The sequence below is a fragment of the Kitasatospora sp. NPDC059462 genome, assembly GCF_042749955.1.
In the GTDB taxonomy this organism is placed as follows: domain Bacteria; phylum Actinomycetota; class Actinomycetes; order Streptomycetales; family Streptomycetaceae; genus Kitasatospora.
Map to the genome: position 1 here is coordinate 1 of NZ_JBHYUU010000104.1, position 15,930 is coordinate 15,930.

Below are 15,930 nucleotides of genomic sequence, written 5' to 3' on the forward strand. Positions count from 1 at the left end.
GTGCCGTACCGTCCGCGTGGGGGTGGTTCGGACGGTACGGCGGTCGAGCCGCGGCCGGGGGCGCGCCCATCGGCGGACGCCCGCGGCCGCGAGAACCGGTCCCGGTCAGTTCTCCGGGAAGTGGCAGGCCGCCTCGCGACCGCCGGGTCCGGCGATCCGCAGCAGCGGCCGCTCGGTGCGGCAGATCTCCTGCGCCTTCGGGCAGCGCGGGTGGAAGCTGCACCCGGACGGCGGGTCGGCCGGGCTCGGCGGGTCGCCGAGCAGCACGATCCGCTCGCGCTCCCGCTCCGCCGCCGGGTCCGGCAGCGGCACCGCGGAGAGCAGCGCCTTGGTGTAGGGGTGGGCGGGGTTGCCGTACACCTGGTGCTTGTCGCCGATCTCGACGATCCGCCCGAGGTACATCACCGCGACCCGGTCACAGACCCGCTTGACCACCGAGAGGTCGTGCGCGATGAAGATGTACGCCAGCCCCAGTTCGTCCTGGAGCCGCTCCATCAGGTTGACCACCTGGGCCTGGATGGAGACGTCCAGCGCGGAGACCGGCTCGTCGGCGACCACCAGCCGCGGCGAGGTGGCCAGCGAGCGGGCGATGCCGATGCGCTGCGCCTGGCCGCCGGAGAACTCGTGCGGGTAGCGGTCCAGGTGCTCGGGGATCAGGCCGACCAGCTCCATCAGCTCGGCCGCCCGCTTGCGCGCCTCGGCCGCGCCGGTCCCCTGGACGAGCAGCGGCTCGGAGATGATCCGGGCCACCGTCTGGCGGGGGTTCAGCGAGGAGTACGGGTCCTGGAACACCATCTGCAGGTGCCTGCGGTGCGGGCGCAGCGCGGCCTGGCTCAGGCCGCCGATCTCGGTGCCGTCGAAGGTGACGGTCCCGGAGGTCGGGTCCAGCAGCCGGACGATCATGCGCCCGGTGGTGGACTTGCCGCAGCCGGACTCGCCGACCAGGCCGAGCGTCTCGCCGGCGCCGACGTCGAAGCTCACCCCGTCCACCGCCCGGATCGGGGCGCCGGCCTTGCCGGTGCGCGAGCGGCGGCCGGGGAAGGCCTTCACCAGGTCCCGTACGGACAGCAGGGGCTCGGTCATCCCAGGGCTCCTTCCGGCACCAGCGGCAGGTGGCAGGCGGCCTGGTGGCCGGGGGCGAGCGGGCCGAAGCCGGGCCGCTCGGACAGGCAGCGGGCGTGGTCCTCGGCGGTGGCGGCGGTGGTGCGGGCGCAGCGCGGGGCGAAGGAGCAGCCGGGGGCGGGGGCGATCAGCGACGGCGGGCTGCCGGGGATGGCCCGCAGCGGGGCGTCGTCGGTGTCGTCCAGGCGGGGCAGCGAGTCGAGCAGCCCGCGGGTGTAGGGGTGCGCGGGGGCGGCGAACAGCCTTTCCACGGGGGCCTGTTCGGCGGCGCGGCCGCCGTACATGACGAGCACCTCGTGGGCGACCCGGGCGACCACGCCGAGGTCGTGGGTGATCATCACGACGCCGAGGCCGCGTTCCTGCTGGATCCGGGCGATCAGATCGAGGATCTGGGCCTGGACGGTGACGTCGAGCGCGGTGGTCGGCTCGTCGGCGATCAGCAGCTCCGGCTCGCAGGCGAGCCCCATGGCGATCATCACGCGCTGGCGCATGCCGCCGGAGAACTGGTGCGGGTACTCGTCGACCCGGCGGGCCGGCTCGGGGATGCCCACCTCGGCGAGCATCTCGATCGCACGCCGGCGCCCCGCCTTGCGGGAGGCCTTGAAGTGCACCCGGTAGTGCTCGGCGATCTGCTCCCCGACGGTGTAGAAGGGGTGCAGGCTGGACAGCGGGTCCTGGAAGATCATCGCGATCCGCCGGCCCCGGACGGTGCCGAGTTCCTTCTCGCCCAGGCCGTTGAGCTCCTGGCCGTGCAGCCGGATCGAGCCGGTGACGGCGGCGCCGCGGTGCAGGCCCATGACGGCGAGCGAGGTGACGGACTTTCCGCTGCCGGACTCGCCGACCAGGCCGAGGGTCCGGCCGGCCTCGACGGTGAAGTCGATGCCGTCGACGGCCCGGACGACGCCGCGCGGGGTGGTGAAGGAGACCTTGAGGTCGTCGACCTCCAGAAGGGCGGTCATCAGTACCTCACTCTCGGGTCGACGAATGCGTAGAGCACGTCGACCAGCAGGTTCGCGACCACGATGAAGAAGGCCGCGAGCAACGTGACGCCGAGGATGACGGGCTGGTCGGAGCGGAGCAGCCCGTCGTAGAAGAGCCGTCCGATGCCGGGCAGGCCGAAGATCGACTCGGTGATGACGGCGCCGGCCAGCAGGCCGCCGAGGTCCATGCCGAAGATGGTGAGGATCGGCGTCATGCCGGAGCGCAGGCCGTGCTTGACGGTGACCGTGCGGGACGGCAGGCCCTTGGCGCGGGCCGTGCGGATGTACGGCTCCGCCATCGCCTCGATCATCGAGTTGCGGCTCTGCCGGGCGTACTGGGCCGCGTACAGCAGGGCCAGCGCGATCCAGGGCAGCAGCAGGTTGGAGCCCCACTCGAACGGGTTGTCGGTGAACTTGTGGTACGAGGGGTAGGGCAGCAGACCGGCGCTGCGCACGACGCCCCAGATCAGCATGATCGAGGTGAAGTAGACCGGCAGCGAGGCGGTGCCGACCGAGAGCACCATGAGGACCTTGTCGGCCGGCCTGCCCTTGCGCAGCGCCGAGGTGACGCCGGCGCCGAGGCCGAGGACCAGCCAGAGCACGGCCGCGCCGATGGCGAGCGAGACGGAGACCGGCAGGCGGTCGACCAGCAGGTCCCAGACCGGCAGCGAGTACTCGTAGGAGTAGCCGAGGCAGGGGAAGCCGCAGTGCACGGCGCTGGGGCCGCTGCCGTAGTCGCGGCCGGCCACGATGCCGGCCAGGTAGGCGCCGAACTGCTCCCAGATCGGCTTGTCCAGGCCCATCGCCGCCTTGACCTCGGCGAGCCGGTCGGGGCTGCAGGTCTTGCCGCAGGCGGCCGCGGCCGGGTCGTTGGGCAGCAGGTAGAAGATGGTGAAGGTGATGGCGCAGATGGCCAGCATGATGCCGGCCACGCCGATCAGCCGGCGGCCGAGGTAGAGGATCACGACCGGCCTCCCCGGGGGTCGAGGATGTCCCGCAGCGCGTCGCCGAGCAGGGTGAACGCCAGGACGGCGACGAAGAGGAAGACCGTCGGGATCAGGAAGTACGTCGGGTCGGTCTCGTAGTGCACGATCGACTCGGAGATCATCTGGCCCCACGAGGCCGTGGGCGGCCGGACGCCGACGCCCAGGTAGGAGAGCGCGGCCTCGGTGGCGATCATGCCGGGGATCAGCAGCGTGGTGTACGCGATGATCGGGCCGGAGACGTTCGGCAGGATCTCCCGGGTGAGGATGCGCCAGGAGCGCGCGCCGCCGACCTTGGCGGCCTCGACGTACTCGCGGTGCTTGAGCGACAGGGTCTGGCCGCGGACCACGCGGGCGATGCCGGGCCAGCCGAACAGCCCGATCACCGCGGTCATCAGCAGGATCCGGTTGACATCCTTGGCCACCGACATCATCGCGATCATGAAGATCAGCGAGGGGAAGGACATGGTGAGGTCCATCAGCCGGGAGAGCAGGGCGTCGACCCGGCCGCCGAAGTAGCCGGCGGCGATGCCGGCCAGGGTGCCGACGATCACGACCACGGCGGTGGCGATGAAGGCGATCATCAGCGAGACCTGGCCGCCGTGCAGGACCCGGGCGAACAGGTCGCGGCCGGTGACCGGCTCGACGCCGAGCCAGTGCCGGGCGCCGATGCCGCCGAAGTCGCCCCTGGGCACGCCGCCCAGGTAGGGGTCGATGGCGCGCTTGTCGAACTCCTCGGGGGACCAGCCGCCGAGGGCGCTCAGCGGGCCGGCCAGGACGGCCAGCAGGACGAGGACGGCGACGGTGATCAGGCCGAACCGGGCGGAGCCCTTGGCCCAGAGCTGGTCCCAGACCAGCCGCCAGGGCCCTCGCCCGGAGGCCTTCGCGGGGCCCGCCGCCGCGACGGGCGCGGCGGCGGGCTCGGTGGAAGTGCTAGTCATGGCGGAGGTTCCCTCAGCCCTGGCTCTTCGAGGGGTCCTTGAGGCCGACCACGGCCATGTCGATCATGCCGGCGTAGCCGGAGTTGCCGAACGCGCCGGCCACGTTGGTGCCGATCAGCAGCGCGCGGCGCTGCCACATCAGCGGCACGGCCGGGGCCTTCTTCATGAGGTCCTCGTCCAGCTTCTGCCAGGCCTTGTTGGCCTCGTTGACGTCCGTCAGGGTCGCGATGCGGTCCATCTCGTCCATCGTGGCCTGGTCGCGGAACTGGCTGTAGTTGCCCTGGTTGCCCTTCTCCTTGATGGTGCGGCCGTCGAAGATGAAGGGCAGGAAGGTCGCGCCGGACGGGTAGTCCGGGCACCAGCCGTTGATGGTCAGCTCGGGGGCGTTCTTGGCGTCGCCGAGGGTGTCGGTGAAGGCCGACGGGTCGACCGTGTTGACGGTGACCTGGATCCCGGCCTTGGACAGCGACTGCTGGATGGCCTCACCGCGGGTCTTGTCGCCGAGCGAGACGGTGAGCGAGACCTTGAGGTCGGTCTTGCCGGCCGCCTTCAGCAGCTCCTTGGCCTTCTCCGGGTCGCCGGTCGCCGGGATCTTCAGCGGGTCGGCCTTCACGCCGCCGGTCAGCGACGGCGGCAGGTAGGAGGTGGCGACCTCGGCCAGCGCGGGACCGCCCCACGCGGTGACCTGGGCCTCGCGGTCGACGGCGTACATCACCGCCTCGCGCACCTTCGGGTCGTCGAAGGGCGCCTTGGAGGTGTTCATGTACAGGTTGTCGGTGCAGCCGGTGCGCTCGGCCACCATGCGGGCCTTGACGTCCGCCTTGGGCAGCACCTTCGGCACCGACTCCGGGCGCATCCACGGCATCTCGATCGAGGAGGCGTCGGCGCCCTCGCTGGCGATGATCCGGTCGTCGACCTGGCCGCCCTTGAGGCCCTGGGTCACCACGATCTTGTCCGGGTAGGCCTTGCGGACCGTGTCGGTGCCGGCGTCCCAGTTGCTGTTGCGGACCAGCACCAGCTGCTTGCCGCGGTCGTAGGACTCGATCTTGTACGGGCCGGAGGAGAACGGCCGGGTGTCGTACTGGGTGCCCTTCTCCTGGGCCGGCGGGACCGGGGCGAAGGTCGGCAGGGTGGCCGTGTAGGAGAACTCGGCGACCGGGCGCTTGAGGCGGAAGACGATGGTCTTGTCGTCCGGCGTCTCGATGCTCGGCAGGTGCTCGCCGGTCAGCGGGCCCTTGTAGTTCTCGCCGCCGGCCAGGTACTGCACGGCGTAGTCGGGGCCGCCGGTGAGGTCCGGGGAGAACGAGCGCTCGACGTTGTACTTGATGTCGGAGGACTTGATCGGGGTGCCGTCCTCGTACTTCAGACCGTCCTTCAGGGTGAAGGTCCAGGTCTTGCCGCCGTCGGACGGGCGGCCGACGTCGGTGGCGAGGTCGGGGACGATCTCGCTGCCGGCGGCGCCCGGCTCGGCCTTGAAGGTGACCAGGGTGCGGTAGATCAGCCGGGTCCCGAAGTCCATCTGCGGCAGGGTCCAGTTGCGCGCCGGGTCGAGGTGGGCGAAGTCCTGGTTGGTCAGCACGGTCAGGGTGCCGCCCTTGACCGGCGTACCGCCCGCGATCGTCCCGTTCTCGGCGCCCGGGCCGCTGGTGGAGGTCGCCGCGGCGTCGCCGGAGCCGTCGTCGCCCTTGTCCTTGTTGCCGCAGGCCCCGAGGCCGAGGGTGAGTGCCGCCGCGATGGCCGCCGCGAGGGCGGTCTGAGTACGCCTGTTCATATCTTGACTCCGCAGTGGGGGGCCGCCGTGAAGGCCCGTCGTCCGCCCCGGGGGTGGATCCGGGACCAGCCTCGGAGGGCGACCTCAGGGGGTCTAGCCGCTCCGCGGTGTGACCCGTAACATAGTAATGTGAAATTGCACTGCACAAGAGGTGACGCCGCCCGTTACCGAGCTGTGTCCGTGCCGACCCCCGCCCCACCCCGATCCGCACCACCCGCTTAGGAGCCACCCGGTGACCCTCCGTCAGACCGGCCTCAACACCGGAAGCCACGACCTCCCCGTCTCCGCCGCCCTCAACGCCTTCATGGGCACCTCCTGGGCGGCCACGCCGCTCCCGGCCGAGGACCGCGTCCCCGGCTACGCCGTGACCCCCGGCCGCCGCACCCGACTCTCCGCCGCCTTCCCCGGCGAGCGGCTGATCGTCCCGGCCGGACAGCTCAAGGTCCGCAGCAACGACGTCGACTACCGGTTCCGCCCGCACAGCGCCTACGCCTGGCTCACCGGCCTCACCGGCGAGGACCAGGTCGGCCACGTCCTCGTCCTGGAGCCCACCGGCCCCGACGGCCACGAGCCCGTGCTCTACCTGCGCCCCCGCTCCCCGCGCGGAGGCGACCCGGTGCGCGGGGCCGAGTTCTTCCGCGACCGCCGCTACGGCGAGTTCTGGGTCGGCCGCCGCCCCGACCTCGACGAGGCCGCCCGGCTCACCGGCGTGCGCGTCGAGCACCTCGACGAGCTGGAGAAGCTGCTCACCGGCCCGCAGCCCGCCACCCGCGTCCTCGCCGGCGTCGACCCCGCGCTGGACGCCGCCACCGGCCGCCCCGGCACCCCCGAACTCGCCCAGGCCGACGGCCTGTTCGCCGCCGTGCTGTCCGAACTGCGACTGGTCAAGGACACCTGGGAGGTCGAGCAGCTCCAGCTCTCCGTCGACCACACCGTCCTCGGCTTCGAGGACGTCGTGCGCGCCCTGCCCGCCGCCCTGCGCCACCACCGCGGCGAGCGCTGGATCGAGGGCGTGTTCAACCTGCGGGCCCGCGCCGAGGGCAACGGCATCGGCTACGAGACCATCGCCGCCTCCGGCGCCCACGCCTGCGTCCTGCACTGGATCCGCAACGACGGCGCCCTCGACCCGAACGCCCTGCTGCTGCTCGACGCCGGTGTGGAGACCGACACCCTCTACACCGCCGACATCACCCGCACCCTGCCGCTCAACGGCACCTTCAGCCCCGTCCAGCGGCAGGCCTACGAACTCGTGCTCGCCGCCCAGCAGGCCGGCATCGACGCGCTGCGCCCCGGCGCCCGCTTCCGCGACTTCCACAGCGCGGCCGCCCGGGTCATCGCCGAGGGCCTCGCCGACTGGGGCGTGCTGCCCGTCAGCGCCGAGGAGGCGCTCGCCGAGGACAGCGGCCTCTACCGCCGCTACACCCTCTGCGGCACCGGCCACATGCTCGGCCTCGACGTCCACGACTGCGCCCGGGCCCGCGCCGAGACGTACCTGGACGGCGTCCTGGAGGAGGGCCACGTGCTCACCGTCGAGCCCGGCCTCTACCTCCAGCCCGACGACGAGACGCTGCCCGCCGAACTGCGCGGCCTCGGCATCCGGATCGAGGACGACCTCGTCATCACCGCCGACGGGGCGCGCCTGATGTCCGGCGCGCTGCCCCGCACGGTGCCGGACATCGAGGCCTGGATGGCCGGACTGCTGGGCTGAGCCCGCGGGCTCCCCGGGCCGCCGGGCCTCACCGCCCGGCGGCCCGGGCGCCCTCCCACAGCCGCGTCACCAGCTCGGCCGCCGGGCCGCCGCGCGCCGCCCGGTGGCCCGTTCCCGCCCACAGGTGCATCGCCTGCGCGTCGCCGCGCCGGGCCGCCGCCGCGCGCAGCGGCTGGGTCAGGTGGTGCACGTCCGGGTAGGCGGTGGGCGCGTACGGCTCGAACCGGTCGATGAAGTCATTGCGCAGCGCCCGCGCCGGGCGGCCGGTGAACACCCGGGTCACCGTCGTCGCGTCGAACTCCGTCAGGGCCGCGCGGTGCGCCGCCGAGGTCCCGGCCTCGTCCGCGCGCAGCAGCGCCGTCCCCAGCTGCACCGCCACCGCCCCGGCCCGCAGCGCGGCCGCCACCGCCGGACCGTCGGACAGCCCGCCGGCCGCGATCAGCGGCAACCCCGTCACCGCCCGGACGGCGGCCAGCAGTTCGGGCAGCGGCAGCTCACCGGGACGGTCCGCCGCCGCGTGGGTGCCCCGGTGCCCGCCGGCCTCCGGCCCCTGCACGCACAGCGCGTCCATCCCGACCGCCTCGGCGCGGCGGGCCTCCTCCGGCGTGGTCACCGTGCCGACCTGGAACGTGCCCGCCGCCCGCAGCGCCCGCGCCTCCTCGGCGGAGGGCAGCCCGAAGGTGTACGAGACCACCGGGACGGGGTCGGCGAGCAGCCCGGCGATCTTGGCGTCCCAGTCGTCCCGGTCCGGCCCGATCTCCTCCGGCAGCGTCACCCCGTGCTTCTCGGCCTCCGGCCGCAGCCGCTCCCGGTAGGCGGCCACCGCCGCCCGGTCACCGGGGCCGGCGGGCACGAAGAGGTTCAGGCCGAACGGACGGTCCGTCAGCTCGCGGACGCGGCGGACCTGGTCGAACGTGTCCTCGGCGCTCCGGTACCCGGCGGCGAGGAACCCGAGCCCGCCCGCCCCGCTGACGGCGGCCGCCAGTGCGGGCGTCGACGGCCCGCCGGCCATCGGCGCGGCGATCACGGGCACGGGGAGTTCGTCGAGTCGCACGGCCATCCGGGGATCTCCTCCACTCACACGGCGCACCGGGGTTCTCGGGCTGCCCGCCCCACCCTACGCCCCGCCCCTCCGGCCTCACCCCCGCGCCGGATCCCACGCGTTCGACGTCACCCCCGCGCCGGATCCCACCCCCTCGGTGCCACCCCCGCGCCGGGTCAACCCCCGCCCACGCGCCTCCCGCACGGGACACCACCCGCGACTCCCACCCCCCACAAGCCGCCCGCAGGGCACCCCTCAGCCCCCGCGCCGGATCAACCCCCGCGCACGCGCCTCCCGCACCGCCGCCGTCCGCGACTCCACACCCAACTTCGTGTAGATGTGCACCAGGTGCGACTTCACCGTCGCCTGACTCAGCTGCAGCCGCCGGCTGATCGCCTGGTTGGTGAGCCCGTCCGCGACCAGCCCCAGCACCTCCGTCTCCCGCACGCTCAACGCCGCCGCAGGCGTCCGCATCCGCTCCAGCAGCCGGTCCGCCACCGTCGGCGCCAGCGCCGTCCGCCCCGCCGCCGCCGACCGCACCGCCCGGGCCAGCTCCTCCGGCGGCGCGTCCTTCAGCAGGTACCCGGTGGCCCCGGCCTCCAGGGCCGGCAGGGTGTCGGCGTCGGTGTCGTACGTGGTCACCACCAGGACCCGCGGCGACCCCGGACCGCGCGCGGTGATCGCGGCGGTGGCCTGCGCGCCGTTCATCGCCGAGCCGGGCCCGAACTGCAGGTCCATCAGCACCACGTCGACGTCGGCCTCCGCCGCCAGTTCGACGGCGCGCTCGGCGGTCGCCGCCTCCGCGACGATCGCGAAGTCCGGCTCGCTCTCCAGCACGGCCCGCAGCCCGGCCCGGACCACCGGATGGTCGTCGGCCAGCAGCAGGCGGATCACGGCCTCGGTCACGAGGACTCCTCCCTCGAAGCATCGGGCACCGGCAGCAGCACGGCGAGCGCCGTGCCCTCCCCCGGCGCGGACTCCACCGCGAACGTCCCGCCGAGCGCCCGCGCCCGGGCCCGCATCGACGGCAGCCCGAACCCGCCGTCCCCGCCCTCGGCGGCCTCCGGCCCGCCGACGGCCGACGGATCGAACCCCGCCCCGTCGTCCACCACGTCCAGCGCCACCTCCCCCGCCATGAAGCTGAGCGTCACCTCCGCGTGCGTCGCCCCCGCGTGCCGCACCGTGTTCCCGAGCGCCGACTGCGCGATCCGCAGCAGCGCCACCTCGTGCGGCACCGGCAGCCGGACCCGTTCGCCGGAGACGTGCAGCCGCACCGGCAGGCCGCTGCGCACCGACGTCGTCGCGCACAGCCGCTCCAGCGCGACCGGCAGGGTGTCGCTCTCCAGGGCGGGCGGGGTGAGCGCGCGCACGAAGCGCCGGGCCTCGTCGAGGTTGTCCTGCGCGGCCTGCCGGGCCTGCTCGACGTACTCGGCGGCGGCGTCGGTGCGCTCCGGCAGGGCGCGCTGCGCGGCCCGCAGCAGCAGCTGGATGCTGGTGAGGCTCTGCGCGAGGGTGTCGTGGATCTCCCGGGCGAGCCGCTCGCGCTCGGCGAGGACGCCCGCCGCGTGGTGGGCGGCGTCGAGGTCGGCGCGGGCGGCGGTGAGCTCGTCGATGAGCCGGCGCCGCTCCTCGCTCTCCCGGTAGAGCGCCTGGTAGCCGAGGACGGTCGCGGTGGCGACGGCGGCGCCGAGCAGCGGCCCGATCGCCGCCGCGACGCTGACGGTGTGCTGGTGCGCGGAGTACGCCACGATCGAGGCGACCGCGGTGAGCCCTACCGCCACCGGCCCGGCGCGCCGGCCGAGCAGGTGCAGCTCCAGGAAGTACAGCGGGAAGGCCAGCCAGACACCGTCCTGGGTGGTGAGCAGCACGCCCGCCCAGGTGACGCCGAGCAGGGCGAGCCAGAGCCCGGCGGCCCGGCGGGAGCGGCCGACCGCGGCGATCAGCGGCCCGGCCGTGTAGACGGCGGCCATCGCGGTGGCGGCGGCCGTGACGGCCGCCGGGTCGCCGCCGCGCCCGGCCAGGGCCCGGACGACGGCGAGCGCCAGCAGGCCCGCCACGAGCAGGTGCAGGCAGACCTGGAGGACGCGGGCGACGGGGGTGGTACGGGGTCGATCGGTCGCCATCCGTCCAGCCTAGGGTGCGTGCGGCCACCGGGCATCAATCAAAAGGTTGAACTGCGCTTCTGCCCTTCGATGCCGAGGATGCAATCCCCGGTGCGATGCCCGAGGGGCCCTTCTTCGACCAGTCTCGTCAGTGTCGCAGTGGATCGAGTGGAAGGGCTTGCGGTGTTCGTCGCCTGGAGGGACCTGAGGTTCGCCAAGGGGCGGTTCGCCCTGATGGGGACCGTCATCGTGCTGATCACGGTGTTGGTCGGCCTGCTGTCCGGCCTGACGGCCGGGCTGGGCCGGCAGAACATCTCGGCGATCACCGGCCTGCCCGCCGACCACCTGGCCTTCGGCCGGCCCGCCGACGGCCAGAAGCTGTCGTTCACCGACTCCCAGGTCACCCCCGAGCAGTGGCAGGGCTGGGCCGGGACCCCGGGCGTCACCGACGCCCAGCCGCTCGGCATCGCCACCACCAAGGCGGCGGCCGGAGCGCGCACCGCCGCGCTCTCCGTCTTCGGCGTGCCGGACGGCTCCTCGCTCGCCCCGCAGGGCGCCGCCCTCGTCCCGGGCCGGGCGGTGCTCTCGGAGACCGCCGCCGAGGACCTCGGCGGGCTGCGCCCGGGCGACGCGTTCACCGTCGCCGGCCACCCGCTGACGGTCGCGGCCGTCTCCGGGGACGCCTCCTACAGCCACACCCCGGTCGTCTGGACGACCCTCGCCGACTGGCAGCGGGCAGCTCCCGGCGGCGCCGGGCACGCCACCGTGATCGCGCTCACCACCGCGAAGGGCGCCGACCTGGGTGCCGCCGACGCCACCCTCGGCACCGAGACCCGCAGCCGGGACGACGCGCTCGCCGCGATCGGCTCCTACACCTCCGAGAACGGCTCGCTGCAGCTGATGCGGGGCTTCCTGTTCGCCATCTCGGCGCTGGTGATCGGGGCGTTCTTCACGGTCTGGACGATCCAGCGCAGCGGTGACATCGCCGTCCTCAAGGCGCTCGGCGCCTCCACCCGCTACCTGCTGCGCGACGCGCTGGGCCAGGCCGTCGTCCTGCTGCTGCTCGGCACCGCGCTCGGCACGGCCCTCGCCGCCGGCCTGGGCGCGCTGATCGGCTCCGCCGTCCCGTTCGTCCTGGACGCCCCGACCGTGCTGGTGCCCGCCGTCGTCATGATCGCGCTCGGCGCGGTCGGCGCGGCCCTGTCGGTGCGCCGCATCACCTCCGTCGACCCGCTGACCGCCCTGGGGAGTGCCCGATGACCCTCGTACTCGACCACGTCACCCTCACCTACCCGGACGGCGACGGCCGGCTGACCGCCCTCGACGACGTCTCGCTGACCGTCCCGAAGGGCACCCTCACCGCCGTGGTGGGCCCGTCCGGCTCGGGGAAGTCCAGCCTGCTGGCGGTCGCCGCCACGCTGATCGCCCCGGACTCCGGCCGGGTGACGGTGGACGGCACGGAGACCACCGGCCTGGGCCGCACCGCGCTGGCGGCACTGCGCCGCGACCGGATCGGCATCGTCTTCCAGCAGCCCAACCTGCTGCCCTCGCTCACCGCCGTCGAGCAGCTCCAGGTGATGGCCCACCTGGACGGCCGCGCCCCGCGCACCGCCCTCCCCCGGGCCCTGGAGCTGCTGGACGCCGTCGGCCTGCGGGACCGGGCGGCCAGCCGGCCGCACCAGCTCTCCGGCGGTCAGCGCCAGCGGGTGAACATCGCCCGGGCCCTGATGAACGACCCCACCGTCCTGCTGGTCGACGAGCCCACCAGCGCCCTCGACCACGAACGCGGCGCCGCCGTCCTGGACCTGCTCACCACCCTCACCCACCAGCGCGCCACCGCCACCGTCCTGGTCACCCACGACCGTACCCACCTGACGGCGGTCGACCAGGTCGCCGAGGTCCACGACGGCCGCCTGACCGTGCCGACTACGGTGTGACCTACTTCTTGGCGGCCAGCACGTCGTCCACGGAGAGGGCCACCGACACTCCGATGGACTCCGGCAGCGCGAACGTCTGGCCCGGGTGGTGGACGGCGTGCACCCGGTACTCACCGTCCTGCGGATCGGTGAGCACCATGACCCGAGAATTGGCCCGGTCCACGATCACGTAGACCGGGATCCCGGCGATGGCGTAGACCGTCGGCTTCCGCTTCAGGTCGTCACTCATGTTGGAGGAGGTCACTTCCACTACGAGACGGAAGACAGCGGGGTCGTAGCAGCTGTACTCGATCAGGTGGTCGTCGATGTCGGCATCGACGATGGCAAGATCCGGTACGGCGTAGTCCGAGGGGCCCTCCGGCAGCCAGACCCCGACCCCCTGCATCACCTCGCAGTCCTCGCCGTCCAGACCCGCCGCGAACAACACGCGCATGAGCCGGCTCAGCGATCGGCCATGGGAAGCATTCGGCGGAGGCGTCACGACGATCTGGCTCCCGATGATCTCGACCCGGTGCCCGGCGAACTGGCTTGAGATCAGCTCAGCGGCTTCGAGCAGCGTCGGCTGCTCAATGGGTTCTTCCACTGCGGCGGCGGACATGGAGTTCTCCTTGCTGCCGATGTCGAGAGCATCATCGTAGGGCCGCAGGCCCCTTCACCACCTGAACTGCGGATTTTCGCCCGAACGGGTGGTTTCGCCCCTACCGGGCCCGCAGCCGCAGGCCGGTGCGGGACTCCTCCTCCGCCTCCCGCTGGTCCTCGGCCCACAGTGAGCGGACGTGGCTGAGGTGGCGGGTCATGCAGGACTCGGCCGCCGGGGCGTCACCGGCGATCATCAGGTCGAGCAGCTCCAGGTGCTCCTCCGCCGAGGACACCAGCTCACCGCGCTCGGCGAGACGGTTCAGGCCGTAGAGGCGCGAGCGCTTGCGCAGGTCGCCGACGACCTCGACCAGGCGGGCGTTGCCGGCCAGGCCGAGCAGGTCGAGGTGGAACTGGCGGTCCGCCTCCAGGTAGCCGATGAGGTCCTGCTTGCCGGCCGCGGCGACGATCGCCTCGGCCTGCGGGCGCAGCGCCTCCAGCTGGTCGGCGTTGGCGGTGCGGGCGACCCGGCCGACGGTGGGGACCTCGATGAGGGCGCGGATCTCGGTGAAGTCGTCGAGGTCGCGCTCGGTGAGCTCGGTGACCCGGAAGCCCTTGTTGCGGACGGCCTCGACCAGTCCCTCACGGGCGAGGTCGAGCATGGCCTCGCGGACCGGGGTCGCGGAGACGCCGAAGTCGGCGGCGAGGGCGGGCGCGGAGTAGACGACGCCGGGGCGCAGCTCGCCGGAGATGAGGGCGGCCCGCAGGGCGTGGGCGACCTGGTCGCGCAGCCGCTCCTGGACGGAGATCAGGGTGCGGGGTTTGAGGTCGGCCATGGTGTTCCTCCGGTGAGTGCAGAACACCAGCGTACAATGTCACGTTACGTTGAGTGTGCAACATCCCGTGATTCGGACGGCCCGCCGGCACTCACGACGCACGACCCGACCCATGGTCGCAGGGCCGCCGCCCGGTGACAACGGTCGGCGGCCCACTATTTGATACGCCCCCTCACTCCCGGAGCAGCCCGATCAGGCTGGTCGTGCTGGACGCCCCGTGCCCGGCCTCGACGCCCCGCCGGAAGGTGTCGGCGATCAGCCGCGGCAGCGAGCCGTCCACCCCGGAGGCCTCCACCGTGTGCCGGACGTGCTCGATGCTGGCGAGGGCCATGGCGAGGCGGTCGACGTCGCCCTCGTGGTTGCCGGCGGCGATCCGGGGCGCGTAGAAGGCGAGGAAGCCCGGCATCGAGGCGGCGGTCGAGGTGGCGTACGGCAGGAACGCGTCCGCCGGGATGCCGTTGGCCTCGGCGACGGCGGTGGCGTGCAGGTAGCCGGCCAGCGAGGTCCAGAAGAGGTCCATCTGGATCTGGTAGTACAGCTGGGCGAGGCCCGGGTCGTCACCCCGGTGGTCGGCGCCGGTCAGCACCTCCAGGGCGGAGCGGTGGCGCCCGAACAGCTCGGCCGGACCGCTGTAGAAGGTGGACGACTCGGGCCGGCCGATGCCGGACGGCGGCACCTGCACGCCGCCGGTGAGGTGGCCGGCGCCGCGCTCGGCCAGCCACCGGGCGGCCTCCCGGGCCCGCTCGGGGGTGTCGGAGCTGAGGTTGACGACGGTCCGGCCGGCCAGCTCCGCTTCGGCGGCGGCGAGCACGGCGAACACCGCGTCGTAGTCGGTGAGGCTGAGCACGACCAGCTCGTTGGCGGCGAACGCCTCGGCCGCGCTCGGCGCGAGCACGGCGCCGCGCTCGACCAGGTCGGCCGCCCGCCCGGCGGTCCGGTTCCAGAGCGTGACGGCGTACCCGGCGTCCAGGTAGGCGCCGACCATGGCCCGGCCCATCGGGCCGAGGCCGATCAGGGTGACGGACGGCTTGCTGTGCCGCTGCGGCGTGACGGACATGGGGGTCCCCTCCGGAAGATAACTAGAACGAACGCTCTATCCAGGAGCTGACGCTAGCACAGCACTGGAACGAACGCTCTATTCAATCCACCGGTTAGACTCCCCCCGTGAACACGACCACCACCGGCACCCGCGAGCGGATCGTCCGGGCCACCTCCCGGCTGCTCCAGCGCCAGGGGTTCGAGGGCACCGGCATCAAGCAGATCTCCCGCGAGGCGCAGGCGACCCTCGGCTCCGTCTACCACTTCTTCCCGGGCGGGAAGCAGGAACTGGCCGCCGCGGCGATCCGCCACGGCGACCAGGAGTTCGCCGACCTGCTGCGCGAGGGGCTGGACAGCACCGCCGACCCGGCCGAGGCGGTCGTCGCCTGCACCCGCCTGCTCGCCGAGGCGCTGCGCGCCTCCGACTGGCAGGACGGCTGCCCGATCACCACCACCGCCCTGGAGACGGTCGGCCGGGCCCCGGTCATCGAACAGGCCGTCACCGAGGCCTTCGCGCACTGGCGCGCGATCGTCGAGGAGAAGCTGCACGGCGCGGGCATCGCCCTCACCGACGCCCGCGAGCTCGCCGCCACCGTCATCAACACCCTGGAGGGCGCCGAACTCGCCGCCCAGGTCGACCGCAGCGAGGAACCGCTCCACCTCACCGGCCGTCATCTGGCCCGCCTGATCGACACCTACCGGTAGAGCGCGACCGCGGCGGCCCGGAAACACGAAGAAGCGGCCGACGTGGCGGGGGATCCCGTCCCACCACGTCGGCCGCTCGTCCGGCCGGTCACGTCGACGACCACCCCCCGTCCAGGGCAATGGGTCCGGGGGCGGTGGGCCGGCGCAGCGCCGAGGCGCCGTTCCACCGTGCGTCGGGCCCCACAGCGG

The 15,930-nt window shown here is 73.4% G+C and carries 15 protein-coding genes; 4 read left to right on the forward strand and 11 right to left on the reverse strand.

Annotated elements, in window-relative coordinates; all coding sequences use genetic code 11:
- Positions 1-105: 105 nt before the first annotated feature.
- Genes ACFXAM_RS24070 through ACFXAM_RS24090 form a run of 5 tightly spaced genes read right to left on the reverse strand, consistent with a single transcriptional unit; the run spans position 106 to position 5,797 of the window.
- Positions 106-1,083, reverse strand: coding sequence for an ABC transporter ATP-binding protein (locus ACFXAM_RS24070; RefSeq protein ID WP_380294300.1), 978 nt, complete (start codon positions 1,081-1,083; stop codon positions 106-108).
- A complete protein-coding gene (locus ACFXAM_RS24075; RefSeq protein WP_380294301.1) occupies positions 1,080-2,081 on the reverse strand; it encodes an ABC transporter ATP-binding protein in 1,002 nt (333 codons plus the stop codon). Before ACFXAM_RS24075 ends, ACFXAM_RS24070 begins: the two co-directional genes overlap by 4 nt.
- A complete protein-coding gene (locus ACFXAM_RS24080; RefSeq protein WP_380294302.1) occupies positions 2,081-3,067 on the reverse strand; it encodes an ABC transporter permease in 987 nt (328 codons plus the stop codon). The genes ACFXAM_RS24075 and ACFXAM_RS24080 overlap by 1 nt, the downstream gene beginning before the upstream one ends.
- A complete protein-coding gene (locus tag ACFXAM_RS24085; protein ID WP_380294303.1) occupies positions 3,064-4,026 on the reverse strand; it encodes an ABC transporter permease in 963 nt (320 codons plus the stop codon). Before ACFXAM_RS24085 ends, ACFXAM_RS24080 begins: the two co-directional genes overlap by 4 nt.
- Positions 4,027-4,039: 13 nt before the next feature.
- Positions 4,040-5,797 carry an ABC transporter substrate-binding protein gene (locus ACFXAM_RS24090; RefSeq protein WP_380294304.1) on the reverse strand — a complete coding sequence of 586 codons (1,758 nt, stop codon included), beginning with the start codon at positions 5,795-5,797 and terminating at the stop codon, positions 4,040-4,042.
- 304 nt (positions 5,798-6,101) lie between these two features.
- On the opposite strand from ACFXAM_RS24090, the gene ACFXAM_RS24095 reads away from it, so the two are divergent.
- Positions 6,102-7,505: an aminopeptidase P family protein gene (locus ACFXAM_RS24095; protein WP_380294326.1), complete on the forward strand. Its 1,404-nt coding sequence runs from the start codon at positions 6,102-6,104 to the stop codon at positions 7,503-7,505.
- Between the two features lie 28 nt (positions 7,506-7,533).
- Here ACFXAM_RS24095 and ACFXAM_RS24100 read toward each other — a convergent pair whose 3' ends face one another.
- From ACFXAM_RS24100 to ACFXAM_RS24110, 3 genes are all read right to left on the reverse strand, one after another.
- Entirely contained in the window at positions 7,534-8,565 is a 1,032-nt protein-coding gene (locus ACFXAM_RS24100) for a nitronate monooxygenase (protein WP_380294306.1), read from the reverse strand.
- Between the two features lie 237 nt (positions 8,566-8,802).
- Entirely contained in the window at positions 8,803-9,453 is a 651-nt protein-coding gene (locus ACFXAM_RS24105) for a response regulator (protein ID WP_380294308.1), read from the reverse strand.
- Positions 9,450-10,670, reverse strand: coding sequence for a sensor histidine kinase (locus ACFXAM_RS24110; protein ID WP_380294309.1), 1,221 nt, complete (start codon positions 10,668-10,670; stop codon positions 9,450-9,452). Before ACFXAM_RS24110 ends, ACFXAM_RS24105 begins: the two co-directional genes overlap by 4 nt.
- 162 nt (positions 10,671-10,832) lie before the next feature.
- On the opposite strand from ACFXAM_RS24110, the gene ACFXAM_RS24115 reads away from it, so the two are divergent.
- Positions 10,833-11,909, forward strand: coding sequence for an ABC transporter permease (locus ACFXAM_RS24115; protein ID WP_380294327.1), 1,077 nt, complete (start codon positions 10,833-10,835; stop codon positions 11,907-11,909).
- Entirely contained in the window at positions 11,906-12,586 is a 681-nt protein-coding gene (locus ACFXAM_RS24120) for an ABC transporter ATP-binding protein (RefSeq protein ID WP_380294310.1), read from the forward strand. The genes ACFXAM_RS24115 and ACFXAM_RS24120 overlap by 4 nt, the downstream gene beginning before the upstream one ends.
- 1 nt (position 12,587) lies before the next feature.
- Here the strand turns inward: ACFXAM_RS24120 and ACFXAM_RS24125 are convergent, their stop codons facing one another.
- From ACFXAM_RS24125 to ACFXAM_RS24135, 3 genes are all read right to left on the reverse strand, one after another.
- Complete coding sequence (locus ACFXAM_RS24125; RefSeq protein ID WP_380294311.1) at positions 12,588-13,184, reverse strand: Uma2 family endonuclease; 597 nt, start codon at positions 13,182-13,184, stop codon at positions 12,588-12,590.
- A 100-nt stretch (positions 13,185-13,284) separates the two neighbouring features.
- On the reverse strand, positions 13,285-13,998 hold the full coding sequence (locus tag ACFXAM_RS24130) for a GntR family transcriptional regulator (RefSeq protein ID WP_380294312.1): 714 nt from the start codon (positions 13,996-13,998) through the stop codon (positions 13,285-13,287).
- Positions 13,999-14,170: 172 nt separating this feature from the next.
- Entirely contained in the window at positions 14,171-15,055 is an 885-nt protein-coding gene (locus ACFXAM_RS24135; RefSeq protein ID WP_380294313.1) for an NAD(P)-dependent oxidoreductase, read from the reverse strand.
- A gap of 107 nt (positions 15,056-15,162) precedes the next feature.
- Here ACFXAM_RS24135 and ACFXAM_RS24140 point away from each other — a divergent pair, with 107 nt between their 5' ends.
- The gene (locus ACFXAM_RS24140; protein WP_380294314.1) at positions 15,163-15,741 is read left to right on the forward strand and encodes a TetR/AcrR family transcriptional regulator; all 579 of its coding nucleotides are present in this window, start codon (positions 15,163-15,165) and stop codon (positions 15,739-15,741) included.
- Positions 15,742-15,930 lie beyond the last annotated feature (189 nt).

Bases quoted from the DNA above. Each gene is read 5' to 3' on its own strand.
- ACFXAM_RS24070 (WP_380294300.1), bottom strand. From the start codon at position 1,083: ATGACCGAGCCCCTGCTGTCCGTACGGGACCTGGTGAAGGCCTTCCCC.
- ACFXAM_RS24075 (WP_380294301.1), bottom strand. From the start codon at position 2,081: ATGACCGCCCTTCTGGAGGTCGACGACCTCAAGGTCTCCTTCACCACC.
- ACFXAM_RS24085 (WP_380294303.1), bottom strand. From the start codon at position 4,026: ATGACTAGCACTTCCACCGAGCCCGCCGCCGCGCCCGTCGCGGCGGCG.
- ACFXAM_RS24090 (WP_380294304.1), bottom strand. From the start codon at position 5,797: ATGAACAGGCGTACTCAGACCGCCCTCGCGGCGGCCATCGCGGCGGCA.
- ACFXAM_RS24095 (WP_380294326.1), top strand. From the start codon at position 6,102: ATGGGCACCTCCTGGGCGGCCACGCCGCTCCCGGCCGAGGACCGCGTC.
- ACFXAM_RS24100 (WP_380294306.1), bottom strand. From the start codon at position 8,565: ATGGCCGTGCGACTCGACGAACTCCCCGTGCCCGTGATCGCCGCGCCG.
- ACFXAM_RS24110 (WP_380294309.1), bottom strand. From the start codon at position 10,670: ATGGCGACCGATCGACCCCGTACCACCCCCGTCGCCCGCGTCCTCCAG.
- ACFXAM_RS24120 (WP_380294310.1), top strand. From the start codon at position 11,906: ATGACCCTCGTACTCGACCACGTCACCCTCACCTACCCGGACGGCGAC.
- ACFXAM_RS24125 (WP_380294311.1), bottom strand. From the start codon at position 13,184: ATGTCCGCCGCCGCAGTGGAAGAACCCATTGAGCAGCCGACGCTGCTC.
- ACFXAM_RS24130 (WP_380294312.1), bottom strand. From the start codon at position 13,998: ATGGCCGACCTCAAACCCCGCACCCTGATCTCCGTCCAGGAGCGGCTG.
- ACFXAM_RS24135 (WP_380294313.1), bottom strand. From the start codon at position 15,055: ATGTCCGTCACGCCGCAGCGGCACAGCAAGCCGTCCGTCACCCTGATC.